The sequence below is a fragment of the Methylotenera sp. genome, from assembly GCF_030653755.1.
In the GTDB taxonomy this organism is placed as follows: domain Bacteria; phylum Pseudomonadota; class Gammaproteobacteria; order Burkholderiales; family Methylophilaceae; genus Methylotenera.
Map to the genome: position 1 here is coordinate 15,012 of NZ_JAURYU010000041.1, position 20,872 is coordinate 35,883.

Sequence of the window (20,872 nt, forward strand, 5' to 3'; positions counted from 1 at the left end):
AAAACCGTTTACAACGACTAGTTATTCACCACATCAACAACATGCCAGCCTGAATTGTAATGCTCAAGCTTACGATTGCAATTAAGTTCAGCGAGGTCTACATCTGATCCAGCTAGCGCTTCAATCACAACATGACCTTCATTTCTTAGGCTTTCAATTTTACTTACAAGTGAAGTATCTTCTGAGGCTGGTGCATAAATTGCCATCTCAGATTTAGCAGGCGGCAAAGCACTTACCACACCACGTAAATCAAGGCTGAATCCAGTCGCCGGACGAGCACGTCCAAAAGATTGCCCAACCTCATCATAGCGACCACCTAATGCCAGCGGGCCTTTGTAACCTTGTGCATACGCAGCAAATACAATACCACTATGATAGTGATACCCACGCAACTCGCTCAGGTCAAAACTAACACTAGCACCGAGTTGACCAATCGCATTACTGACCTGTTGCAAACTATCTAACGCCTTTTTAATAGCTGGTGTTGCAGGTAAGACATTAAATGCTTTAGCTAAAATCGCCTTATCGCCATTAAGCTCTGTTAGGTTCAGCAACGCTTCTCTTGTTGTATGATCTAACGCTTTTGTCAACGATGCTACTGCGGGCTGATCTTTACTTTGCAATGCAGCGTATAAATCCTGCTCTAACTTTGGGCCGATTTGACTGGCTTCAACCAAGCTTCCAAATACATTAACATGGCTAAAATCAAGATGAACCTCATCAATACCAATCGCTTGCAATGCTTTAATCAATAAGCGTTGAATCTCAATATCACTTTCGATGCCAGCATGACCATAAAGCTCGGCACCAATTTGCAATGGCTCACGGGTCAACGCTAGCCCATCAGGTTTAGTGCGCAGTACGCTACCCGCGTAACACAAGCGCGTAATGCCTTGATGATTTAACAGGTGCGCATCAATTCTGGCCGCCTGCGGTGTCATATCCGCACGTACCCCCATGAGCCGTCCAGTTAACTGATCAACCACTTTAAATGTGGCTAAATCTAAATCATGACCGACCCCTGTAATTAATGACTCCATGTACTCCAACATTGGCGGAATCACATACTGATAGCCATGCACTTTAAACAGGTCTAACAATTTACGACGTAAAACTTCAATTCGCATAGCCTCTGCGGGCAATACATCTTCAATATATTCAGGTAACAACCAATTACGCATATTTATCAATCATTTACTTAAAAAAATTAAGAGCAAGCCGCCTACAATGGATATCAAACCAACGAAGCGGAGTTGCCCATCTTTTAATGTTACCATTTTTATAAAAGTTTCTCGCCAGACTTGAGGCATTAGCATCGGGAGCAACCCCTCAAGTATCAACATCAACCCTAAAGCAGCTAACAAATAGTCGCTCACCACAACCTGCTATTTTCTGTTTGGGTTACGCATATATTTAAAGAAGTCTGAATTAGGATCCAGCACCATTACGTCACTCTTACTCTTGAAGCTGTTTTTATAAGCCTCTTGACTACGATAGAACGCATAGAACTCTGGGTTACGGCTATAAGACTGATTGTAAATTTCACCAGCTTTTGCATCACCCTCACCCTTGGTTTTTTGTGCTTCACGATAGGCCTCAGCGATAATCACCTCACGTTGCTTATCAGCATCTGCACGAATTTTCTCTGAAGCAGCGGCACCTTCTGAACGCAATTGATTAGCTAAACGCTTACGCTCTGCAATCATACGATCAAATACAGACTTACTGATTTCCTCAGCATAATCAACACGCTTCAATCGCACATCGACAACTGTAATACCCATTTGACGAGCTTCAACATCTGCTGTCTTACGTAAGTTATCCATGACTGCTCCACGCTCACCAGCAATCACATCACGCACTGTACGTTTACCGAATTCAGTACGCAAACCTGCATTCACCACTTTAGATAACCTATCCTCAGCAGCAGCCTCGCCACCTTCTTTAATGGATACATAGTATTTTACAGGATCAATAATGCGCCATTTAACAAACGAATCCACCATCATGTATTTGTTTTCGCTAGTAATAAATTTTGCTGGCTGCTCCCAATCCAGTGTCAAAATACGATTATCAAAGTACTTAAGGTTATCCACAAACGGGACTTTAAAATAGAGGCCTGGATCTTTCTTAACAGATACAATCTCACCTAACCTTTGAACAATGACATACTGTGTTTGCTTCACTGTGAAGGCCGAAGCTGATAGCAACATCAACCCTACAATCACTAAAATAATAATATTTTTTGCCTTATTCATCACTTTTCCTTATCTACTTTCTCTATCTCGGCTGCGAAAAGCTTCTCTCGAGCGCTCTGTAGTAGCTGTTGCTGAATCAAAAGCTGCGCCTGATTCAGTTTGTGGATTTAATGATTGCATAGATTGAGACTGAGGCACATTAGATGCACCAGTTGCATTAATCAGTTTATCTAGCGGCAAATACAATAGGCTGTTACCAGCTTTTTGATCAACAATCACTTTACTTGTATTAGATAAAATTTGCTCTTGCGCATCTAAATACAAACGCTGACGTGTGACTTCTGGTGCATTGTTATATTGCGCTAAAATCTGATCGAATCGACTAGTATTACCTCTAGCTTCACTTTCAACTTTTAACTTATAACCAGCGGCTTCAGATAAGAGGCGTGAAGCAGTACCGCGTGCCTTTGGAATCACATCATTAGCGTAGGCTTGACCTTCGTTAATTTGACGTTGATTATCTTGGTTTGCACGGTTAACGTCTTCAAAAGCCTCTTGCACTTGCTCTGGAGGTTGAGCACTCTGTAGTGACACACTGATAATCTTAACACCTGATTTATAACTATCTAAGATTGACTGCATGCGCTCAGATGTATCAGCCAAGCCTTTCTGTAGCAAATCATCCAGTTTGTTTTTACCTACAACTTCACGAATAGCTGATTCAGCTGCGGACATCACTGCAGTATCGGTTGAACGGTTATTGAATAAGTAATACTTCGCATTGTTTAAGTTATATTGGACTGCAAACTGCAAATCAATAATGTTTTCATCTTCAGTGAGCATTAAAGCTTCTTTAGGCAACTTGGTTTTACCGCCTCCAGTGCCTTCTACACGGCTTCTATAACCAACTTCAAGCCTACGCACTTGCTCCATGTTGACGACTTCTACAGACTCAATCGGATAAGGCAAGTGCCAACGAGGACCAGGCTCAGTCGTCTCATCCAACGCTTTACCAAAACGTGTCACCACGCCAGTAGAACCTTGGTCAACAATATAGAATCCAGAACCAAGCCAAATAAGCAGGACAAGTCCAATAATCGGCACGATTGGCAAATTAATGTCCCCTGATGACGGACGTTTTGGCTGGGAATTTGATTGATTACTGCCGTTTTTCCCAAACATCGCATTAATCTTACGGCTTAAATCACGCATCACTTCATCAAGGTCAGGTGGCCCTTCATTATTTTGCTGTCTCCAGCCAGGGAATTTAATCATTCATCACTCCAACACTAAAAATTGAATTACTTTAAACTTTGAAACTTTAAACTTCGGCTTCAAGCCTAAATCTTAATTTAAGCAATGCACCTATTTAAAAAATAGCACATCAAACTTCATATCTTGCCATTTAATTACTACTTAAACAAAAGCACTTTCTTCAGTACTTTGCTTTTGTAGATACTGGTAATGTTCTGCCATGGCTAATCTCAGAAACTCTAGCCCTTCGCCTGTTTTTGCTGAAACATGTAAGCTTGTAATTCTATCATACTCATCACGGTCAATAGCAGGCTCCAAACCCACGCGATCTATTTGGTTATACACTAAAATCTGCGGCACTTCAGAAGCGCCGATCTCATGTAACACCTTATTCACTTGGGCAATCTGCTCATCACGGTTAGTGCTAGCTGTATCTACAATATGCAATAGTAAATCAGCCTGCACAGCCTCTTCCAGCGTCGCGCCAAAAGCCTCAACCAATGCATGCGGCAAATGTTTAATGAAACCAACTGTATCCGAAAGCACCACAGAGCCGCAATCTGGAATATAAATCTTATGTGTTGTTGTATCTAAAGTTGCGAAAAGCTGATCTGCGGCATAGATATTGGCTTTAGTCAGCCGATTAAAAATCGTAGACTTTCCTGCATTGGTGTAACCCACCAAAGACACAGTCATCACATTGGATCGTTTACGTGCTCTACGCTGCATGCCACGTTGCGATTTTAATTTAAGCAACTTCTCTCGCAATTGCTTAACACGCACACGCAACATGCGGCGATCTAGCTCAAGCTGTGTTTCACCGGGGCCGCCACGTACACCGATACCACCTTTTTGGCGCTCTAAGTGAGTCCAGCCACGCACTAAACGTGTGGAAAGATGCTCAAGCTGAGCGAGTTCAACTTGTAACTTACCTTCATGCGTCTGAGCACGCTGGCTGAATATATCTAAAATCAAGCCAGTTCTATCCACGACGCGCGCTTGTAACAAGCGCTCTAAGTTACGTTGTTGCGACGGTGTTAAATCATGATTAAAGACGGCAACATTGGATTCAGTTGCCTGCATCATTTGCGCCAACTCATCAGCCTTACCACTACCAATAAACAACTTAGCATCAGGGGCAGACCGCTTCCCCTCGACCTTACCCAGCACAGCAAGTCCTGCACTCAAGCTCAACTGACGAAGTTCTTCTAAACTTTCTTCGTAATCATTTTCGCCAAAATCAACACTGACCAATATGGCAGCTTCGCCACCGCTTGGTCTTTCAAATAAATCTTTCAACGCTTAATCATCACCTTCAGACATATTAATACTGACCGCACGCGCAGGTACAATCGTTGAAATTGCATGCTTATATACCATTTGTGTCACAGTATTTTTAAGCAGAATAACGTATTGGTCAAAGGAATCCACTTGACCTTGCAACTTGATACCATTTACAAGATAAATAGATACTGCCACATGCTCTTTACGTAATGCATTGAGAAATGGGTCTTGTAACATTTGCCCTTTTTGATTCATAACGTCTCCTATTGTTTGGAGTTAAATAAAATTGACCACTAGCGACTATTTAAGGCCGTATACAAATATCTTACTCTCGTTAAGATATAGAACAACCAAATTCGTTCTTTAATTTAATTAAATTTAAAATTTAGCGTCTTTAATTCGCGCCATCACCTCATCTCTGCCAAGTAAAACCATCACTTGGTCAATACTGGGAGACTGCGCGATACCAGTTAACATCACCCGTAAAGGCATTGCCACTTTTGGAAATTTTAACTGAAACTCAGTCACCACATCATTCAAGGCATGGTGAATTGCCTCTGCCTGCCACTCCACTGACACTAAAACATCGGTAAGTTTCTGCATGGCTGGCTTAATTTCTGCTGTTAAATGCTTTTCTGCCGCCGCTTGATCAACTAATGGTTTCTGATAAAAATAGACGACACTATTAGCTAATTCGTTTAAGGTATGTGCGCGCTCTTTGTATAGGTCAATCACTGCCGCTAGATTAGGGGTTACCGTGACCTGTACACCTAATTTAGCAAGGCGCTTAGTCACATCATTCACAAGGTAATCAGAGCTTGCCTGTTTAATATAGTGCGCATTAAGCCATCTAAGCTTTTCAGTATTAAATTGTGCGGCAGACGGCGTGATATGATCTAAATCGAACCACTCACAAAACTGTTGCATACCAAAGACTTCTTCATCGCCATGACTCCAGCCTAATCTCGCTAAATAATTAAGCACTGCTTCTGGCAAATAACCCTCATCATCGTACTGCATCACGCTCACAGCGCCATGACGTTTAGATAACTTCTGGCCATCATCCCCAAGAATCATTGATAAATGCGCATATTGAGGGATAGTTGCACCAAGGGCTTTAAGCATATTGATCTGGCGTGGCGTGTTATTCACATGATCGTCACCGCGAATCACTTGCGTAATGCCCATTTCCCAATCATCTACCACAACACAAAAGTTGTATGTAGGTGTTCCGTCGGCGCGTGCGATAATCAAATCATCTAACTCTTGGTTTGCGATGCTAATTTCACCTTTTACCAAATCATTCCATACCACATCACCGTCTTTCGGGTTCTTAAAGCGGATGACCGCAGGAACATCTTGCGGAGGTGCTGGCAAAACCTTGCCCTCCTCTGGACGCCAACGACCATCATAACGAGGCTTAACACCTTGCTGCATTTGAGTCTCACGTAGCGCTTCAAGCTCTTCTTTACTGCAATAACAATAGTAAGCACTGCCTTCATCCAGCATTTTTTGAATCACTTCTTTATAGCGATCCATACGCTGCATTTGATAAAAAGGCCCCTCGTTATAATCCAAACCTAGCCAATGCATGCCGTCAAGAATAGCTTGCACAGCCTCAGGCGTACTACGGGCAACATCGGTATCTTCGATACGCAGAATAAAGTCTCCTTTGTGCTTTTTAGCAAAAGCCCATGAGAACAAAGCGGTACGAGCACCACCAATATGAAGAAAGCCTGTTGGACTAGGAGCAAAACGTGTACGAACTGTCATATTTATTGATTTTTTACTATCTATGTTGTTAGGGCAACATTTTATCATGCTCACAAGGAGTCTAAAAAATTAAAAACAGATTAATACGCCAATCTATTAATGCTCTGCTATACAGTACTGTATTAATAAAAACTGTGAACACACTGCCAATTAAATAAAATATGGCACAATAGTTGCTTTTAGCACCATACCTAGTGAAAGAATGTAGTTAAAAAATGGCTTTTCTCCAAAACTTATTCAAGAATACATCGCAACCTAAGATGAAAACATCGATGGCATGGATGAGTCAAATCAAAGGCATGGACGACATCTCGACCATCGAATTCGCAACAGCTAAGTTAGGAGATGAATTCAAAACTAACGCTTTTAGTAACCCAGCTAACTTGGAAGCACTATTCACCATCGACGAAAATACACACATTATTGTCGAAAGAATCACAACACATTTTATTCATATTGAACATATCAGTGCTGAGTTAGAGGAGCGTGTATCTAATGCTGTGTTTTTTTATCATCGCCAGTTATTCTTAATTCACTTCTCGTTAATTGACCACTTTTACGATCAATACCAAAAACATATACATGTTTTACTAGCGCGCGCAATTAGAAATGCAACACAAATGATTAAATGGCGCTATTACAACTATCAAAGCGCGCCAGCAAATGTCTGGCTACAGGTATCTCAACTATATTTACTCGCTGAAAACCTATCTCTTTTAAACGCAAAAATTCAACCTTATACGGATCTTGAACCTACTTCAATATCTAACGCTTACATACAAGTTTGCATGCTGGGCACTCTTGAAAGCCTTAGCTTAAAATGTGAACAAATTGAATTGGTTTGTAAAATGCTTAGCGTATGGGCATCGAAAACCACTGTAGATAAAATATTTGATGAGCAACAGCATCTTTTTTATGTGGATACAACTAGTAACAAGCCCGCAAAACGTATCCGTACTTTTAAACCAGCTAGCACTTATCGTTACTGGAATTTTGATAACGTCATTTCAAAAATAGAGCTTTGCATGTCTCTAATTGAATTCAACATTTCACCCAAACAACCTTTTATGAAAGAACTGGTTTCTCATAAAGATGCCTTCACAACATTTGAAACCCTCAGTACTGAGTGGTCAAGGGTTGATTACAGCCGCCAACGTAGAACGGAGGAGCGCAACAATACCGCATCGGTTGCAACAGTATTTTTTGGTTTTAAAGAAGTTTGTGAACAGCTCAAGCAGGTTGAAAACATTAAGATGCAACGTGGTGAGCGTGGCTATCTAGGTGAAAAATCGTTTGAGGAAAGATTGGCGTCTCACAACATTAACCGCAACGAACCCAATATTATTTATATGGATTTAACTACGGACCATTCAAGCATCATAGACCAATCCAATAAAGGTTTAGGTTTACATGTCAGCAAACATGCCCATGAGGTGAGTTTGGGAATGCTAATCGGCATTTCTACCAAAGAGCAAAGAAACAACACAAAGCTTGGTGTTATTAAAAACATCAGACCCGTTGTAAATGGAGAGTTGCACTTAGGCGTAGAACTGTTAAGCAATATTGGCTTTTACTCTCAAGCAGAAAATATGGGGCTAAAAACACAGAAAGTAGCTATCACAACAGGCGAACTTAGTATTAAAGACAACTACTTTGCTAACACTGTGTTCGCTGACACAAGTAGCTTTTTAGACAGCAGTTTCGGCACAGACCCCAGCAATTTCATCTGCATTTTCTTACCTAAGGAACAATCATTGTCTAAACTAGAGACCCTGATTATCCCTAAGCTCCAATACAACAAGAATGATATTTTCAAAGTACAAATACTGGGTGAAGAGATACTTTTAAGATTCACCAAATCATTTGAACGTCATGGTAACTGGGTACGCGTTACATTTACCACAGACATCAGCAAATAATCAAAAGTACCGCGTTAGTGATTACTGAGTTTCTGCTGCTTGCCAACCACCACCTAACACTTTGAACAAATCTACGGATGCACTCAACCTTGCTTGGCGCGCTTGCACAAAAGCCAAGCTTGCTTCGTTATAGGTACGTTGTGCATCTAATACTTCAATATACGCAGAATAGCCAGATTGGTATCTATTTTCAGACAAAGTCAGCATTTTCTTGGCAGAATCTTGACTAGTTAGTAAAGACTGCTCACGTTGTGTTTGTTGACGCAAATTGACTAATGCATCATTTACTTCAGTAAACGCCGTTTGAATCGTACGCTCATAGGTGGCTAGCGTTTTTTTCTGTTTAGCGGCTTCTTGGTCAACTCTTGCATTTAGCCTTCCACCATTGAATATTGGCAGGTTTAAGCTAAGTCCTCCAGTCCAAATACGGGCTGCGGACTTCAATACATCTTGTAACTCAAGGCTTTCACCACCCCAATTTGCAGTGAGTGAAATGCTTGGATATAAGGCTGCTTTCGCTACGGCAATATTGGCATTTGCAGCTACCATTTGCGCCTCAGCTTGACGCACATCAGGACGCGACTCCAACAAACTAGAAGGCAAACCAATGGGTGGAACTGGGGGTATCGGCAATGCCATCATGTCTGCTTGAGCCAGATCCAATCCCCTTACTGCCAAATTCAAGTCGCCAGTTAACAGCGCCAATTGATTCAAGCTTAATGACTGTAAGCGCTTTAAATCTAAAATTTGTGCACGTAAATTGGCACCAGCAACTTCAGCTTGATAAACATCCAGCGCTGAAACAATTCCGCCTTCTAAACGACGCTTTGTTAGCGCCAAACTTTCGTCTCGACTGACTAAATTTTGTTCAGCAATCTGAATTTGCTTTTCTAAACTTCGCAATGACAGATACTGATTAGCCACCAAGCCAGTTAGAGATAGCTCAACGGTGTCTTTGGCATAACGAGTAGATAAAGCAGAAGCTCTCGCAGATTCTTTAGTTCGACTCAACTTACCCCAAAAATCCAGCTCAAAATTAGTACCAAATTTAAAGTTGTAGCTCTCGCGAGGATTGTCAGCAAATACAGGGAATGCGCCAGCCTCCGTTACTCGTGAGCGTGTGCCACCAGCATCTAGATCAACTGAAGGAAACAGAAGCGTACCTGCCTCTTTCATCACAGCATCTGCTTGCTCAATATTAGCGACAGCTACTTTAATATCAGTATTATGTTTTAAAGCATTAGAAATTAAGGTATTAAGCGTTTCATCTTGATACAGCGTCCACCAGTCTTTTTCGATCTGGTTCTGTGCTGCATCTTGGCTCATTTCAATATAACGATCTGGTGTATCGACTTTAGGTCTTAGATAATCTGGCCATACTAAAGACTGACATCCAGACAACATCAAGCTACCAACCAAATAGAAAACTGGTTTAATTAAATAGTTATTTTTTTTCTGTTTCATACAGCACCCTTATTCTCAGCATCTCCTGAAGTCACAACTGCTAGCTCGTCGTCGGGCACTTCATGGTGTTTTCTATGTACATTCTTATTACTTAGCCACGTAAAGAATAGTGGAATAAAAATCGTAGCGACAAAAGTTGCTAGCAACATACCACCAAACACACCTGTACCCATTGATTGTCGAGCAGCCGCACCTGCACCTGTTGCAATGACCAATGGCACAATACCTAACACAAACGCCATTGAAGTCATCACGATTGGCCTAAACCGCAACCTTGCAGCCTCAAGCGCAGCTTCAGCAACTGGCATGCCCTCTTCCATTTTCTGGCTTGCAAACTCCACAATCAAAATCGCGTTTTTAGCAGCCAAACCAACGAGTGTAATTAAACCAATCTGGAAGTAAATGTCATTTGGCATACCTCTTAGTAACACTGATAGCAATGCACCAGCTAAAGCAAAAGGCACGGCCATAATGACAGCAAGTGGTAAAGCCCATGTTTCAAACTGTGCAGCCAAAATCAAGAACACCATAATGATGGCAAAACCAAACGCAAACACAGCAGCCGAGCCTGTTCTTTTTTCTTGATAGGCTTGGCCTGTCCAAGCAATTTGATAGCCATCTGGTAAGCTTGCTTCTGCAATCTTTTCGACCATCTCAATGGCATCACCAGAGCTCACACCTGATGAACCTTTGCCTAAGACTTTAGCTGAAAGCAAACCGTTGTAACGCTCTAGTTGCTCAGCGCCAACAATATAACTCACTTTGCTCAATGCCGATAACGGCACCATCAAACCTTTATCAGAACGCACATAAACTTTACCTAAGTCCTCTGCTTTCATGCGGTATTCTGCTTCCGCTTGTAACTGCACTCGATAAGTACGACCTGATTTATTAAAATCATTCACATACAAGGACCCCATCGTGCTTTGTAAGGTATCGTAAATACTAGATACTGGTACACCCTGAGAAATCGCTTTAGCCTCATCCACTTCTAAAAATAGTTGTGGTACGGTAGGCCTAAAGAATGTATTAATCTCAGTCAACCTTGGCTCTTTTTTCAGCTCCTCAATCAAGTTATTCACAACAGCCGCCAATCTTGCAGGGTCTGAGTCACCTCGTGTCTGTACGTACAATTCAAAACCACCAGAACTACCCAAACCACGAATTGCTGGTGGATTAAATGCAATCGCCATTCCATCAGGCTGCTGCATGCCAATTCCAAACAATTTTTTCACAATGTCATCAGCCGTAGCCTCACGTGCAGACCAGTCTTTTAGTCGCACAAACATTGTGGCGGCACTAGTCTTATTACCACCTCCGATTAAATCGAAGCCATTTACAGCAAACTCATGCGCAACGGCAGGATCCTGAGCAATCGCAGCCCTTACATTCTCTGTCGTTTGGCTTGTGCGACTTAACGTTGCACCATCTGGCATGATTACTGCAGAAATCACATAACCCTGATCCTCAGGCGGCACAAAGCTTCCTGGTATCACTTTCAACAACACTGCCACCAAAGCAATAATTGCAGCAAACACAATAGTGCCGATTATTTTATGATGTAAAGTTAAATTGACTGTTGCGGTGTACAGATGGGTAAAACGTAAAAAAGTACGGTTAAACGCTTTAAAGAAGGCCGACTCTCCGTGTGTTTTCTTTAACAGTACGGCACATAATGCAGGGGTTAACGTCAATGCAACAACGCCTGAAATCACAACGGCTACAGCAACAGTCACCGCAAATTGCCTGTACATTTCACCTGCAATACCCCCTAAGAAGGCAACAGGAATAAACACTGCACACAACACCAGCACAATCGCTACAACCGCCGCTGAAACTTGTTCCATTGACTTAACTGCAGCTTTAATCGGCGACAGATTTTCTTCTTCCATCAACCGTTCTACGTTCTCCAACACCACAATCGCATCATCCACCACAATCCCGATTGATAGCACCATCGCGAACAATGTCAGCGTGTTAATGGAGAACCCAAACAACCATAAACCAGCAAAAGTACCAATTAAGGAAATAGGCACCGCGATAATAGGAATCAGAGTAGCACGCCAGCTTTGTAAGAATAAAAATACGACAAGCACAACGAGCACCATCGCTTCGCCCAATGTTTTGAGCACCTCTATAATAGATGCTTTCACAAAATCACTAGTGTCATAAGGCACTTCCCAATCAATACCTTCTGGGAAACGTTGTTTCAACTCCGACATTTGAGCTTTAACTGCCTCTGCCGTATCTAAGGCATTAGCACCAGTTTGCAAGAAAATAGGGATACCTACACCTGGTGTACCATCCAAAGTGGTACGAACGTTATAACTCTGCGAACCAAGCTCGATACGTGCAACATCTTTTAAATGAAGCACACCACGCTGACCATCAGCACGAATAATAATATTGCCAAATTCAGCAGGGTCAATTAAGCGGCCTTTTGCGGTCACGGTATACACTAATTGCTGATTAGATGGAGATGGATCCTGACCAATTTTACCTGCCGCGTATTGCGCATTTTGTGATCGAATTGCATTAGCAATATCAGTCGTTGTTACTCCTAATTGCGCCATACGATCAGGACGCAGCCAGATACGCATTGAATAATCTTGTGCGCCAAAAATAGTTGCATCACCAACGCCTTTAATACGCTTAATTTCATCAAGCACATTCAATGTAGCGTAGTTACTTAAAAATAAAGTGTCATACTTTTTCTGCTTATCTGTCAGCATCACAACCAACAAGATGTCGTTAGATCGTTTCTGAACAACTAAACCAGTTCTTCTAACTTCATCAGGTAAACGTGGCAGAGCGATATTCACCCGATTGCTTACGTTGAAAGTAGCCTGATTAACATCAGTACCCACCTCAAACGTAGCCGTAATCGTCAAAGTACCACTAGAATCTGCACTAGAGTTGAAATACAACAATCCTTCAACACCGCTTAACTGCTCCTCAATTGGAGCGGCCACTGTTTTAGAGAGTGTTTCAGCACTTGCACCAGGGTAAGTTGCTGTAATTAATACCGTTGGCGGCGCAATTTGCGGATACTGTGCAATCGGTAACTTTAGTGCTGCAGCTAAACCTGCAAGCACGATGATGATAGACAATACGCTCGCAAAAATAGGCCGCGTAATAAAAAATTTACTCATATAGATTCTCGATTAAGCCTGTTGTTTTAGCTATTAGTAATAAACTTATTTAGAACCAGCTGATTCATTAGTTTCCAGCGCTGAGCTAGCACCAGATTCGCTTAGCGGATGCGGAGATACTGTTGCACCAGGACGCAACTTGATAATATTATCGACGATTACTTTATCTCCAACTTCCAGACCACTTAAGATTACCCAGTCTTTACCAACCCAATTACCAGCAACAATCGGTTTAATCATCACTTCATTTTTATCATTGGCTATATACACAAACTTGCCTTGATCATTACTTAAGACTGCCGTTTGTGGCACAACAAACACACCATCTTTTTTCCCAGTGATGACTCTAATGCGAACAAACTGACCAGGTAACAAACGTTTATCATCGTTATCAAAGGTAGCACGTAGCAACTGAGTGCCTAATTCCGGGTCGATACCACTAGCCGCAAAGTTTAACTGACCTGATTTTGGGTACTCTTCCCCGCTAGGCAGAATCAACCTTACATCCTTAACGCTTTTTTGCGTCAACGGACCTCCCAACTGCGCCAACTCAGCATCAGACAAACTAAACCTTACCCAAATTGGACTAATCTGACTGACAGTGCTTAATAGACTTGTATTAGCGCTAATTAAAGCACCTTCTGACAACTCAAATCTGCCAGCCACACCAGATAAAGGTGATGTTACTGTCGTGTAAGATAAGTTCAACTCAGCCTCACGCACGGCAGATTCATATTGAGCCAGACCAGCTAACGCCAATGTACTATCAGAGCTAGCATTATCTGCCTCACGCTGACTTACTGACTGAGTTGCAACTAGCGCTTGTAAACGTTGGGATTCACGCTGTGCTTGGTCTAATCTTGCTTTTTGTTGTGCCAATTGTGCTTTGGCATTTGATAACGCAATTTGATAAGGCACAGGATCAATTAAAAACATTGCCTGACCAGCTTTTATTGGTGCGCCTTCTTCAAATAGCTTTTTAAGCAGAATACCGCCAACCCGCGGTCTAATCTCTACTTCTTTAGCACCTTCTGTTTGGGCAACGGCTTCAGCACTCATCGGTACACTAGTTGGCTCCATAGTAACTACACTGACTGGCATTGGTGGCATACCTTGTGCTGGTACAGGATTTTCCTGCTTACTACAAGCAGCAAGCATAGACATAGCGAGAATACCAATAAGCGCCAACATCATTCCAGATGTGACCATGATTCGTTTAACATGAGCACTATGTCCGTTTATAGACTGTATGCGAATATGCTGTTGATTATAATTTGCAGCCTTAGTTACCATTGAAAACTCCACGTTTATTTTTATAACTTATTAATTATTCTATGTTTTTATTGAAAACAATAGCCATCTGCACTTGCTTACATACAGATTTGTATGTATATTATATACAAACAGAAATGTATGTAAATGCCTAAATGATTTAAAATACGAACTAAATACAGTTTTTAACTACGGAATTAATATGGTCAGAAAAACCAAAGAAGATGCAGAACTAACTCGCCAAAAGATTGTAGATGCAGCACGCTCTGTATTTCTTGCACGAGGCGTGAGCAAATCTACATTGGAACATATTGCATCACAAGCCAATGTGACGCGCGGTGCCGTGTACTGGCACTTTAATAATAAAGCAGAAATTTTTCATGCAATTCGCGAGCAAGTGTTTCTACCGCTGATTGACCGTATGGATGACACATTAGCGATCACAAGTGATAACTCACAAAACCCCCTTGATCAAATTGAAGCAAGCCTATGCCATACAATACATGAGCTTAATGACAATATTGAGATGCGTGAAATCTACGAAATCATGATGATAAAATGCGAATACGTAGATGAGTTTGCATTGGTGCTTCATCAAATATTAAACAACTGCTCAAGCTTAATTCAAAAAATTGAAATTGCTTACGAGCGCGCACAATCACAAAATCTATTAGCCAGCAAACTGACACCCCGAGCACTTGCACTTGATACTCACCTGTTCTTTGGCGGATTGTTACATATGTGGATTAAAGATGCTGATGGCACTAAATTTAGATACCAAGCGATTGAACTCATTAAATCGCATATCAATTTACGTAGGAAATAGAATGTAAGAAATCTATAGAAAATTTTACAAAAATTCTTCTTACAGAAAATTCTTGTGGTTCAGTAATTGTAGAGATACCATACGCACATATTAAGCGTTGGAGGCATTGTGGCTATTTATACTGGTGAAATTTACGGTAAACAAACCGCAAGCAAGTTTGTGATGTACAACGTGCTAAAAGTGAGCAAGCAACTTGTTACTTTACAAAATATCGACAATCCACTAAGCCTTTTTGAAACAACTGAACAAAAACTAAGCGCATCAGGTTATATCCGTGTCAGTCAAACACCATTTATCGACTTGGAATCCACAACACCAAAACGTCGCAAAGCAGCAAAAAAACCCACTCGTTGCCCACTTACTTTTGATTTTTTAGAAGATCGTGCGGATAGTGAACGTCCTGCACCTATCATGCAGGACTTATTTGGCTAGCATTTTAGCTACGTGGAGGTCCACCTCTTAGATCATGACCATCTGCACTGTAAATTTCCACTTCCACAAAGTCACCCGGCGTTAAACCTTCAGCATCCTCTAAATAGACAACACCATCAATCTCTGGTGCATCTGCTTTAGTACGACCGATAGCTTCGATATTACCTTCAACATCGGTCACGATCTCATCAACTAGCACAGTTTGAATGCTACCAATTTTGGCGTGTACTTTAGCTGCACTAATCCGTTCCTGCACTTCCATAAAGCGGCTTAGGCGCTCTTGTTTCACTTCTTCAGGCACTTGATCTGGCAAGGCATTGGCTGCAGCACCATCCACAGCGGAATAAGCAAAACAGCCAACTCTATCTAACTGCGCCTCTTCCATAAAGTCTAGCAACTGCTTAAAGTCATCTTCAGTTTCTCCAGGGAACCCAGCAATAAATGTACTACGAATCGTAATATCTGGACAGATTTCACGCCACGCTTTAATGCGTGCTAAGTTACTTTCACTGCTTGCTGGACGCTTCATGGCTTTTAAGATGCGTGGGCTGGCATGCTGAAATGGCACGTCCAAATAAGGCAGAATCAGGCCATCTGCCATCAGTGGAATCACTTCGTCCACATGCGGATATGGGTATACATAATGCAGACGAACCCAAACACCCAGTTCACTCAAAGCTTGCGTTAACTCTGTCATGCGGGTCTTCACTGGGCGACCATTCCAGAAACCTGGTCGATATTTAACATCAACTCCATACGCTGAAGTATCTTGCGAAATCACTAAAATCTCGCTCACGCCAGCATTGACTAGATTCTCAGCTTCGTTAAGCACTTCACCAATCGGGCGACTAACCAAGTCACCACGCATGCTAGGAATAATACAGAAACTACAACGGTGGTTACAGCCTTCAGAAATTTTAAGGTACGCATAATGCTGAGGAGTAAGTCTTACACCTTGTGGTGGTACTAAATCAATAAACGGCTCATGCGGTTTAGGCAGATTGGCATGCACTGCGGTCATTACCTCTTCTAACGCATGCGGGCCTGTTACTGCAAGTACGCTAGGGTGAGCTGCTTCAACCACGCCCTTTTTGGCGCCTAAACAACCAGTCACAATGACTTTACCATTTTTATTAATCGCTTCACCAATAGCATCCAATGACTCTTCAACGGCGCTATCAATAAAACCACAGGTATTGACTACTACTAAATCGGCTTCATCGTAACTACCAGAAATTTCATAGCCTTCTGCCCGCAATTGGGTGAGAATACGTTCTGCATCTGAGCCAGCTTTAGGGCAGCCTAACGATACAAAGCCTACTTTAGGCGTGGTGTTTTTGCGTGTAGTACTCATTGTCATAAAAACCTATAAATCTTAAAAATTAATTCAAATGTATATTATTGCGATTGCTTGGATGTATGTTGTTATTTTAATGGCCGCGACTGAAAAATCAGTGACTGCAGGCTTACTTACGTTTACATTCTATGGACTACTTCCCTGCGCCCTACTGCTGTGGCTGCTTGGTGTAAAACATCGTCGCCATCAACAAAACAAACAATCAATGGATGAAATATCCCACCAACAGGATAGTACCAACCCCCAAGGCGATGAGTAGCACCTGACTTAACGTCGCTTTTAGTTCAGTGCGCTTATGTAAGCTAGGAATTAAATCAGCCACTGCCACATACAACATACTTGCAGCTGCCAACCCTAAAATATAAGGAATCCAACTCATCACATATTGCAATGCAAAATAAGCAATCAGGCCACCCACCAAGGTTGCCAAGCTTGATACTAAATTAAAAATCAACGCCTGTTTTTTACTATAGCCAGAATGTAACAATATTAAAAAATCACCCACTTCTTGTGGAATCTCATGCGAGATAATCGCAAGGGCTGTGACCACGCCCAACTTAACATCCACTAAAAATGCTGCTGCAATTAACACACCATCTACAAAGTTATGAAATGTGTCGCCAATCATAATCATCATGCCGCTACGACCACTATCATGCTGATGATGTGCATGTGCGTGAACTTGCATTAATGAGGGTGCTTTTGCCTTAGATGCCACCTTATACTTTGTGCCGCCCGCATCAGGTTGAGGATGTGTTAATGGACAATTTTCTTCACTATGGATGGCATGTACTTCACAATGATCACCATGACAATGCCGCCAAATCACCAATTTCTCTAGCACAAAGAACAGTAGCAACCCAAATAATAGCGTTGCAGAGATACTTTCTATACTACTCGCTTCACTAAAAGCATGCGGAAGAATTTCTAGAAAAACTGCCCCTAACATTGCACCAATTGCATAGCTAACAAGCATAGGAATCCAAGCAGTACGTAGGCTTAATGCGAACAATGCCGCTAAAGATACGCTCAACACTCCACCGATAAAGCTAGAAATGATGATCCATGCAAGAATGGGTAACTCTGGAATTGTCATGCAACACTTTTTATATATGAAAGACCGCTATTATAACTGAGCTACCGTCATATCAGCGTTTGATTCCAACCAAATCATGCTTGCCATACGTCCCGTCACGTTATCGCGCCTAAAAGAGAAAAAACGAGCTTCATCTGTGTAAGTACAAAAGTCTTCATTTACACTGGCACCATATACTTGCGTCACGCCAATGTTATTAAGTCGCTGCTGTGCAATTAGGTATAGATTACAAAGCCATTTGCCATTCGGATCTTGGTAATTAATCGATTTAAACGCCAATTCAGCTTGGCTATCTTTTTCGATAAACTGCTCACGAACATCAATACCTACTTCAAACGCATCTGGGCCAATGGCAGGGCCTAACCATACCAATATATCACTGGGCGATACCTGCATTTTATTAACGGCAGCCTCTATCACACCATCACATAAGCCTCTCCAGCCAGCATGCACAGCAGCAACTACTGTTCCCTTTTTATCACAAAGTAACACAGGCAAACAGTCGGCCGTCATCGTGACACACACAACATTTTCTTTTGTCGTAAATGACGCATCCGCGTTTTGCACACAAGTGCTTGTGGCAGCATCAATCACATCTACACCATGCACCTGATTTACCCAAACTGGCTCACTTGGTAAATATGGACTTAATAACTGACGATTTTTCGCAACTGCGAGCGGGTCATCTTGTACATGGGCACCCAAATTCAGATTAGTGAATGGAGCAAGACTTACACCACCAAGCCGTGTTGTTTGTAACGCCTTCACATTAGTCGGTGCAGGCCAATTTAGGTTAATGAATGTAATAGGTGCAAGATTTGTCATGGTTAATCCAGAGACTAGAATTAAACGTGATTAATAGTTAAGCGTCATCTTCTAAATCAAGATCAGCATCATCTTCCTCATCGCCATCGTCAAACAGATCTTCATCATCATATTCATAGTCCTCATCAGAAAGATAAGGCTCCATGCTTAACTCAAAATCTTCCTCATCATCACGTACATCTTCATGACGCATGGCTTCTAACAATACTTTCATATCATCTGCTAGCTCAATTTGCCATTCCACAAACTCATTAGTGGCAGGATGAACTAAGCCAAGCTTGATTGCATGTAGCGCCTGACGGTTAAACTGACTCACTGCATCACGCAACGTTTGCGTCATCGCGCGAATCGGTACAATGCCACGGAAGCCATAAACAGGATCACCAACTAAAGGCGCTTTTAGGTGCTGCATATGCACGCGAATCTGGTGGGTGCGGCCAGTTTCCAAGTTGCAACGTAGATAAGTTTGCACAGAAAAACGCTCTAATATTTCATATCGTGTAACAGCAGGCTTACCCATTCTGTTAATCGCCATTTTTGTGCGTGAGCGTGGATCGCGACCAAGTGGCTGATCGACTACACCATTACGCCACAATTGTCCCCAAACAATCGCACGATACTCACGTTTGACTGTGCGCGCTTGTAACTGACGCACCAAATTTGTTTGTGCACTTAACGTTTTAGCCACAACGAGCAAGCCACTCGTTTCCTTGTCTAAACGATGCACAATACCTGCACGGGGCACATCATGTAATTGCGGTGCATGGAACAGTAAAGCATTCAGCAAAGTACCTTCCCAATTACCAGCGGCTGGATGTACAACCATGCCAGCAGGTTTATTCACAACTAATATATGCTCATCTTCATAAACAATATCAAGTGGGATATCCTGCGCAGTAAATGCATAGGTCTCCGGTTTAACCTGCACATCAACCAACACTTTCTCTCCTCCCCACACTTTGGTTTTGGAAGTACTGGGTTTACCATCTACCGTAACTAACCCAGACTTAATCCAAGCCTGTAACCTAGAACGTGAATGTTCAGGTAGCAGACGTTGCAAAGCAACATCTAGACGTAAGCCGCCTAACTCGGAAGAAATGGTCAGTGAAATTAGGTTACTAAGAGATTGTTGAGTAGCGTCTGTCATCGGTTATAATTGTGTAAATTCTTAAAGGTGGTTTTGCATGAAGTATATCTCAATTTTAGCTTTTACCTTCCTAGTCAGTGGCTGTGCAATTTTTGGCGCACCAACCGAACTTGACGATACAAAAGGCTGGACAGCTGAACGCATCTATCAAGAAGGTGCTGCAAAAATGCAAGACAAAGACTATGACAAAGCCATCGTTTATTTCCAAAAGCTTGAGTCTCGTTATCCGCATGGCAAGTTTGCCACTCAAGCACAGCTTGAAACCGCTTATGCGCATTATAAAAAACAAGATCCTATTTCAGCCGTCGCTGCAGCTGACCGTTTTATTAAACTTCATCCGAACCATCCAAACGTAGATTATGCATACTACCTAAAAGGTCTAGCGGTATTTAACGAACGCGGCATCATAGAAAAATTTACTAAACAACAAGTGAGCGATCGCGACCCACGCGCCTTGAAGGATTCTTTTGCTACATTTAAGGAACTAGTCACACGCTATCCTAAAAGCCGTTATGTCAAAGATTCAACGCAACGCATGATATACCTTGCAAATAGTCTTTCAGACCATGAGCTTCACGTCGCTCGTTACTACATGAAACGACAAGCCTACGTAGCAGCAGTTAACCGCGCTAAGTATGTACTGGAATACTACCCACAATCACCATACATTGAAGAGGCCTTAGTGATAATGATCAGTGCTTATGATTTAATGGATATGGATGATTTAAAAAACGACACACTGAGAATCTTAAAAACCAATTATCCAGACAGTGTAATGCTGGGTAAAGGCGTACCTAATGATGAACGCGTTTGGTGGAAATTCTGGGAAAGTTTATATTGAACTAAATCAAACTATGTTTATCCATAATTTTA

Annotated in this window: 18 protein-coding genes; 4 read left to right on the top strand and 14 right to left on the bottom strand. The window is 41.9% G+C overall.

Annotation, left to right across the window (positions count from 1 at the left end):
- Window positions 1-17: 17 nt before the first annotated feature.
- The 7 genes from Q7U33_RS07100 to gltX form a co-directional block, all read right to left on the bottom strand.
- Window positions 18-1,181, bottom strand: coding sequence for an ATP phosphoribosyltransferase regulatory subunit (locus tag Q7U33_RS07100; RefSeq protein ID WP_304859079.1), 1,164 nt, complete (start codon window positions 1,179-1,181; stop codon window positions 18-20).
- A gap of 9 nt (window positions 1,182-1,190) precedes the next feature.
- Entirely contained in the window at window positions 1,191-1,376 is a 186-nt protein-coding gene (locus tag Q7U33_RS07105; protein ID WP_304859082.1) for a DUF2065 domain-containing protein, read from the bottom strand.
- A gap of 9 nt (window positions 1,377-1,385) precedes the next feature.
- Complete coding sequence (hflC, locus tag Q7U33_RS07110; RefSeq protein ID WP_304859085.1) at window positions 1,386-2,258, bottom strand: protease modulator HflC; 873 nt, start codon at window positions 2,256-2,258, stop codon at window positions 1,386-1,388.
- Between the two features lie 9 nt (window positions 2,259-2,267).
- Window positions 2,268-3,473, bottom strand: a complete 1,206-nt coding sequence (gene hflK / locus Q7U33_RS07115) for an FtsH protease activity modulator HflK (protein ID WP_304859087.1) — start codon at window positions 3,471-3,473, stop codon at window positions 2,268-2,270.
- 141 nt (window positions 3,474-3,614) lie between these two features.
- A complete protein-coding gene (gene hflX, locus Q7U33_RS07120) occupies window positions 3,615-4,751 on the bottom strand; it encodes a GTPase HflX (RefSeq protein ID WP_304859089.1) in 1,137 nt (378 codons plus the stop codon).
- 3 nt (window positions 4,752-4,754) lie between these two features.
- Window positions 4,755-4,991 carry an RNA chaperone Hfq gene (gene hfq / locus Q7U33_RS07125; RefSeq protein WP_304859092.1) on the bottom strand — a complete coding sequence of 79 codons (237 nt, stop codon included), beginning with the start codon at window positions 4,989-4,991 and terminating at the stop codon, window positions 4,755-4,757.
- Window positions 4,992-5,114: 123 nt separating this feature from the next.
- Window positions 5,115-6,509, bottom strand: coding sequence for a glutamate--tRNA ligase (gene gltX, locus Q7U33_RS07130; RefSeq protein ID WP_304859094.1), 1,395 nt, complete (start codon window positions 6,507-6,509; stop codon window positions 5,115-5,117).
- A 260-nt stretch (window positions 6,510-6,769) separates the two neighbouring features.
- Between gltX and Q7U33_RS07135 the strand changes: the two genes are divergently transcribed.
- Entirely contained in the window at window positions 6,770-8,428 is a 1,659-nt protein-coding gene (locus Q7U33_RS07135; protein ID WP_304859097.1) for a hypothetical protein, read from the top strand.
- Between the two features lie 21 nt (window positions 8,429-8,449).
- Here Q7U33_RS07135 and Q7U33_RS07140 read toward each other — a convergent pair whose 3' ends face one another.
- The 3 genes from Q7U33_RS07140 to Q7U33_RS07150 are packed head-to-tail and all read right to left on the bottom strand — an operon-like array spanning window position 8,450 to window position 14,253.
- Window positions 8,450-9,892: an efflux transporter outer membrane subunit gene (locus Q7U33_RS07140; RefSeq protein ID WP_304859099.1), complete on the bottom strand. Its 1,443-nt coding sequence runs from the start codon at window positions 9,890-9,892 to the stop codon at window positions 8,450-8,452.
- Window positions 9,889-13,044: an efflux RND transporter permease subunit gene (locus tag Q7U33_RS07145; RefSeq protein ID WP_304859101.1), complete on the bottom strand. Its 3,156-nt coding sequence runs from the start codon at window positions 13,042-13,044 to the stop codon at window positions 9,889-9,891. Before Q7U33_RS07145 ends, Q7U33_RS07140 begins: the two co-directional genes overlap by 4 nt.
- A gap of 45 nt (window positions 13,045-13,089) precedes the next feature.
- On the bottom strand, window positions 13,090-14,253 hold the full coding sequence (locus Q7U33_RS07150; protein WP_370651996.1) for an efflux RND transporter periplasmic adaptor subunit: 1,164 nt from the start codon (window positions 14,251-14,253) through the stop codon (window positions 13,090-13,092).
- A 265-nt stretch (window positions 14,254-14,518) separates the two neighbouring features.
- Between Q7U33_RS07150 and Q7U33_RS07155 the strand changes: the two genes are divergently transcribed.
- Window positions 14,519-15,142, top strand: a complete 624-nt coding sequence (locus tag Q7U33_RS07155; protein WP_304859105.1) for a TetR family transcriptional regulator — start codon at window positions 14,519-14,521, stop codon at window positions 15,140-15,142.
- 108 nt (window positions 15,143-15,250) lie between these two features.
- On the top strand, window positions 15,251-15,574 hold the full coding sequence (locus tag Q7U33_RS07160) for a hypothetical protein (protein WP_304859107.1): 324 nt from the start codon (window positions 15,251-15,253) through the stop codon (window positions 15,572-15,574).
- Between the two features lie 4 nt (window positions 15,575-15,578).
- Here Q7U33_RS07160 and rimO read toward each other — a convergent pair whose 3' ends face one another.
- From rimO to rluD, 4 genes are all read right to left on the bottom strand, one after another.
- Window positions 15,579-16,934: a 30S ribosomal protein S12 methylthiotransferase RimO gene (gene rimO / locus Q7U33_RS07165; RefSeq protein WP_304859109.1), complete on the bottom strand. Its 1,356-nt coding sequence runs from the start codon at window positions 16,932-16,934 to the stop codon at window positions 15,579-15,581.
- Between the two features lie 199 nt (window positions 16,935-17,133).
- Window positions 17,134-18,027, bottom strand: coding sequence for a ZIP family metal transporter (locus Q7U33_RS07170; RefSeq protein WP_304859111.1), 894 nt, complete (start codon window positions 18,025-18,027; stop codon window positions 17,134-17,136).
- Window positions 18,028-18,057: 30 nt separating this feature from the next.
- Entirely contained in the window at window positions 18,058-18,852 is a 795-nt protein-coding gene (gene pgeF, locus Q7U33_RS07175; RefSeq protein WP_304859113.1) for a peptidoglycan editing factor PgeF, read from the bottom strand.
- Between the two features lie 37 nt (window positions 18,853-18,889).
- On the bottom strand, window positions 18,890-19,999 hold the full coding sequence (gene rluD, locus Q7U33_RS07180) for a 23S rRNA pseudouridine(1911/1915/1917) synthase RluD (RefSeq protein WP_304859116.1): 1,110 nt from the start codon (window positions 19,997-19,999) through the stop codon (window positions 18,890-18,892).
- A gap of 37 nt (window positions 20,000-20,036) precedes the next feature.
- Here rluD and Q7U33_RS07185 point away from each other — a divergent pair, with 37 nt between their 5' ends.
- The gene (locus tag Q7U33_RS07185) at window positions 20,037-20,840 is read left to right on the top strand and encodes an outer membrane protein assembly factor BamD (RefSeq protein WP_304859118.1); all 804 of its coding nucleotides are present in this window, start codon (window positions 20,037-20,039) and stop codon (window positions 20,838-20,840) included.
- Window positions 20,841-20,872 lie beyond the last annotated feature (32 nt).

What these genes read in the sequence shown, in the direction of transcription:
- Q7U33_RS07150 (WP_370651996.1), bottom strand. Translation starts at nt 14,253, where the DNA reads ATGGTCACATCTGGAATGATGTTGGCGCTTATTGGTATTCTCGCTATG.
- hfq (WP_304859092.1), bottom strand. Translation starts at nt 4,991, where the DNA reads ATGAATCAAAAAGGGCAAATGTTACAAGACCCATTTCTCAATGCATTA.
- Q7U33_RS07100 (WP_304859079.1), bottom strand. Translation starts at nt 1,181, where the DNA reads ATGCGTAATTGGTTGTTACCTGAATATATTGAAGATGTATTGCCCGCA.
- hflK (WP_304859087.1), bottom strand. Translation starts at nt 3,473, where the DNA reads ATGATTAAATTCCCTGGCTGGAGACAGCAAAATAATGAAGGGCCACCT.
- rimO (WP_304859109.1), bottom strand. Translation starts at nt 16,934, where the DNA reads ATGACAATGAGTACTACACGCAAAAACACCACGCCTAAAGTAGGCTTT.
- Q7U33_RS07170 (WP_304859111.1), bottom strand. Translation starts at nt 18,027, where the DNA reads ATGACAATTCCAGAGTTACCCATTCTTGCATGGATCATCATTTCTAGC.
- Q7U33_RS07145 (WP_304859101.1), bottom strand. Translation starts at nt 13,044, where the DNA reads ATGAGTAAATTTTTTATTACGCGGCCTATTTTTGCGAGCGTATTGTCT.
- Q7U33_RS07135 (WP_304859097.1), top strand. Translation starts at nt 6,770, where the DNA reads ATGAAAACATCGATGGCATGGATGAGTCAAATCAAAGGCATGGACGAC.
- Q7U33_RS07140 (WP_304859099.1), bottom strand. Translation starts at nt 9,892, where the DNA reads ATGAAACAGAAAAAAAATAACTATTTAATTAAACCAGTTTTCTATTTG.
- hflC (WP_304859085.1), bottom strand. Translation starts at nt 2,258, where the DNA reads ATGAATAAGGCAAAAAATATTATTATTTTAGTGATTGTAGGGTTGATG.
- gltX (WP_304859094.1), bottom strand. Translation starts at nt 6,509, where the DNA reads ATGACAGTTCGTACACGTTTTGCTCCTAGTCCAACAGGCTTTCTTCAT.
- Q7U33_RS07155 (WP_304859105.1), top strand. Translation starts at nt 14,519, where the DNA reads ATGGTCAGAAAAACCAAAGAAGATGCAGAACTAACTCGCCAAAAGATT.
- pgeF (WP_304859113.1), bottom strand. Translation starts at nt 18,852, where the DNA reads ATGACAAATCTTGCACCTATTACATTCATTAACCTAAATTGGCCTGCA.
- Q7U33_RS07185 (WP_304859118.1), top strand. Translation starts at nt 20,037, where the DNA reads ATGAAGTATATCTCAATTTTAGCTTTTACCTTCCTAGTCAGTGGCTGT.
- rluD (WP_304859116.1), bottom strand. Translation starts at nt 19,999, where the DNA reads ATGACAGACGCTACTCAACAATCTCTTAGTAACCTAATTTCACTGACC.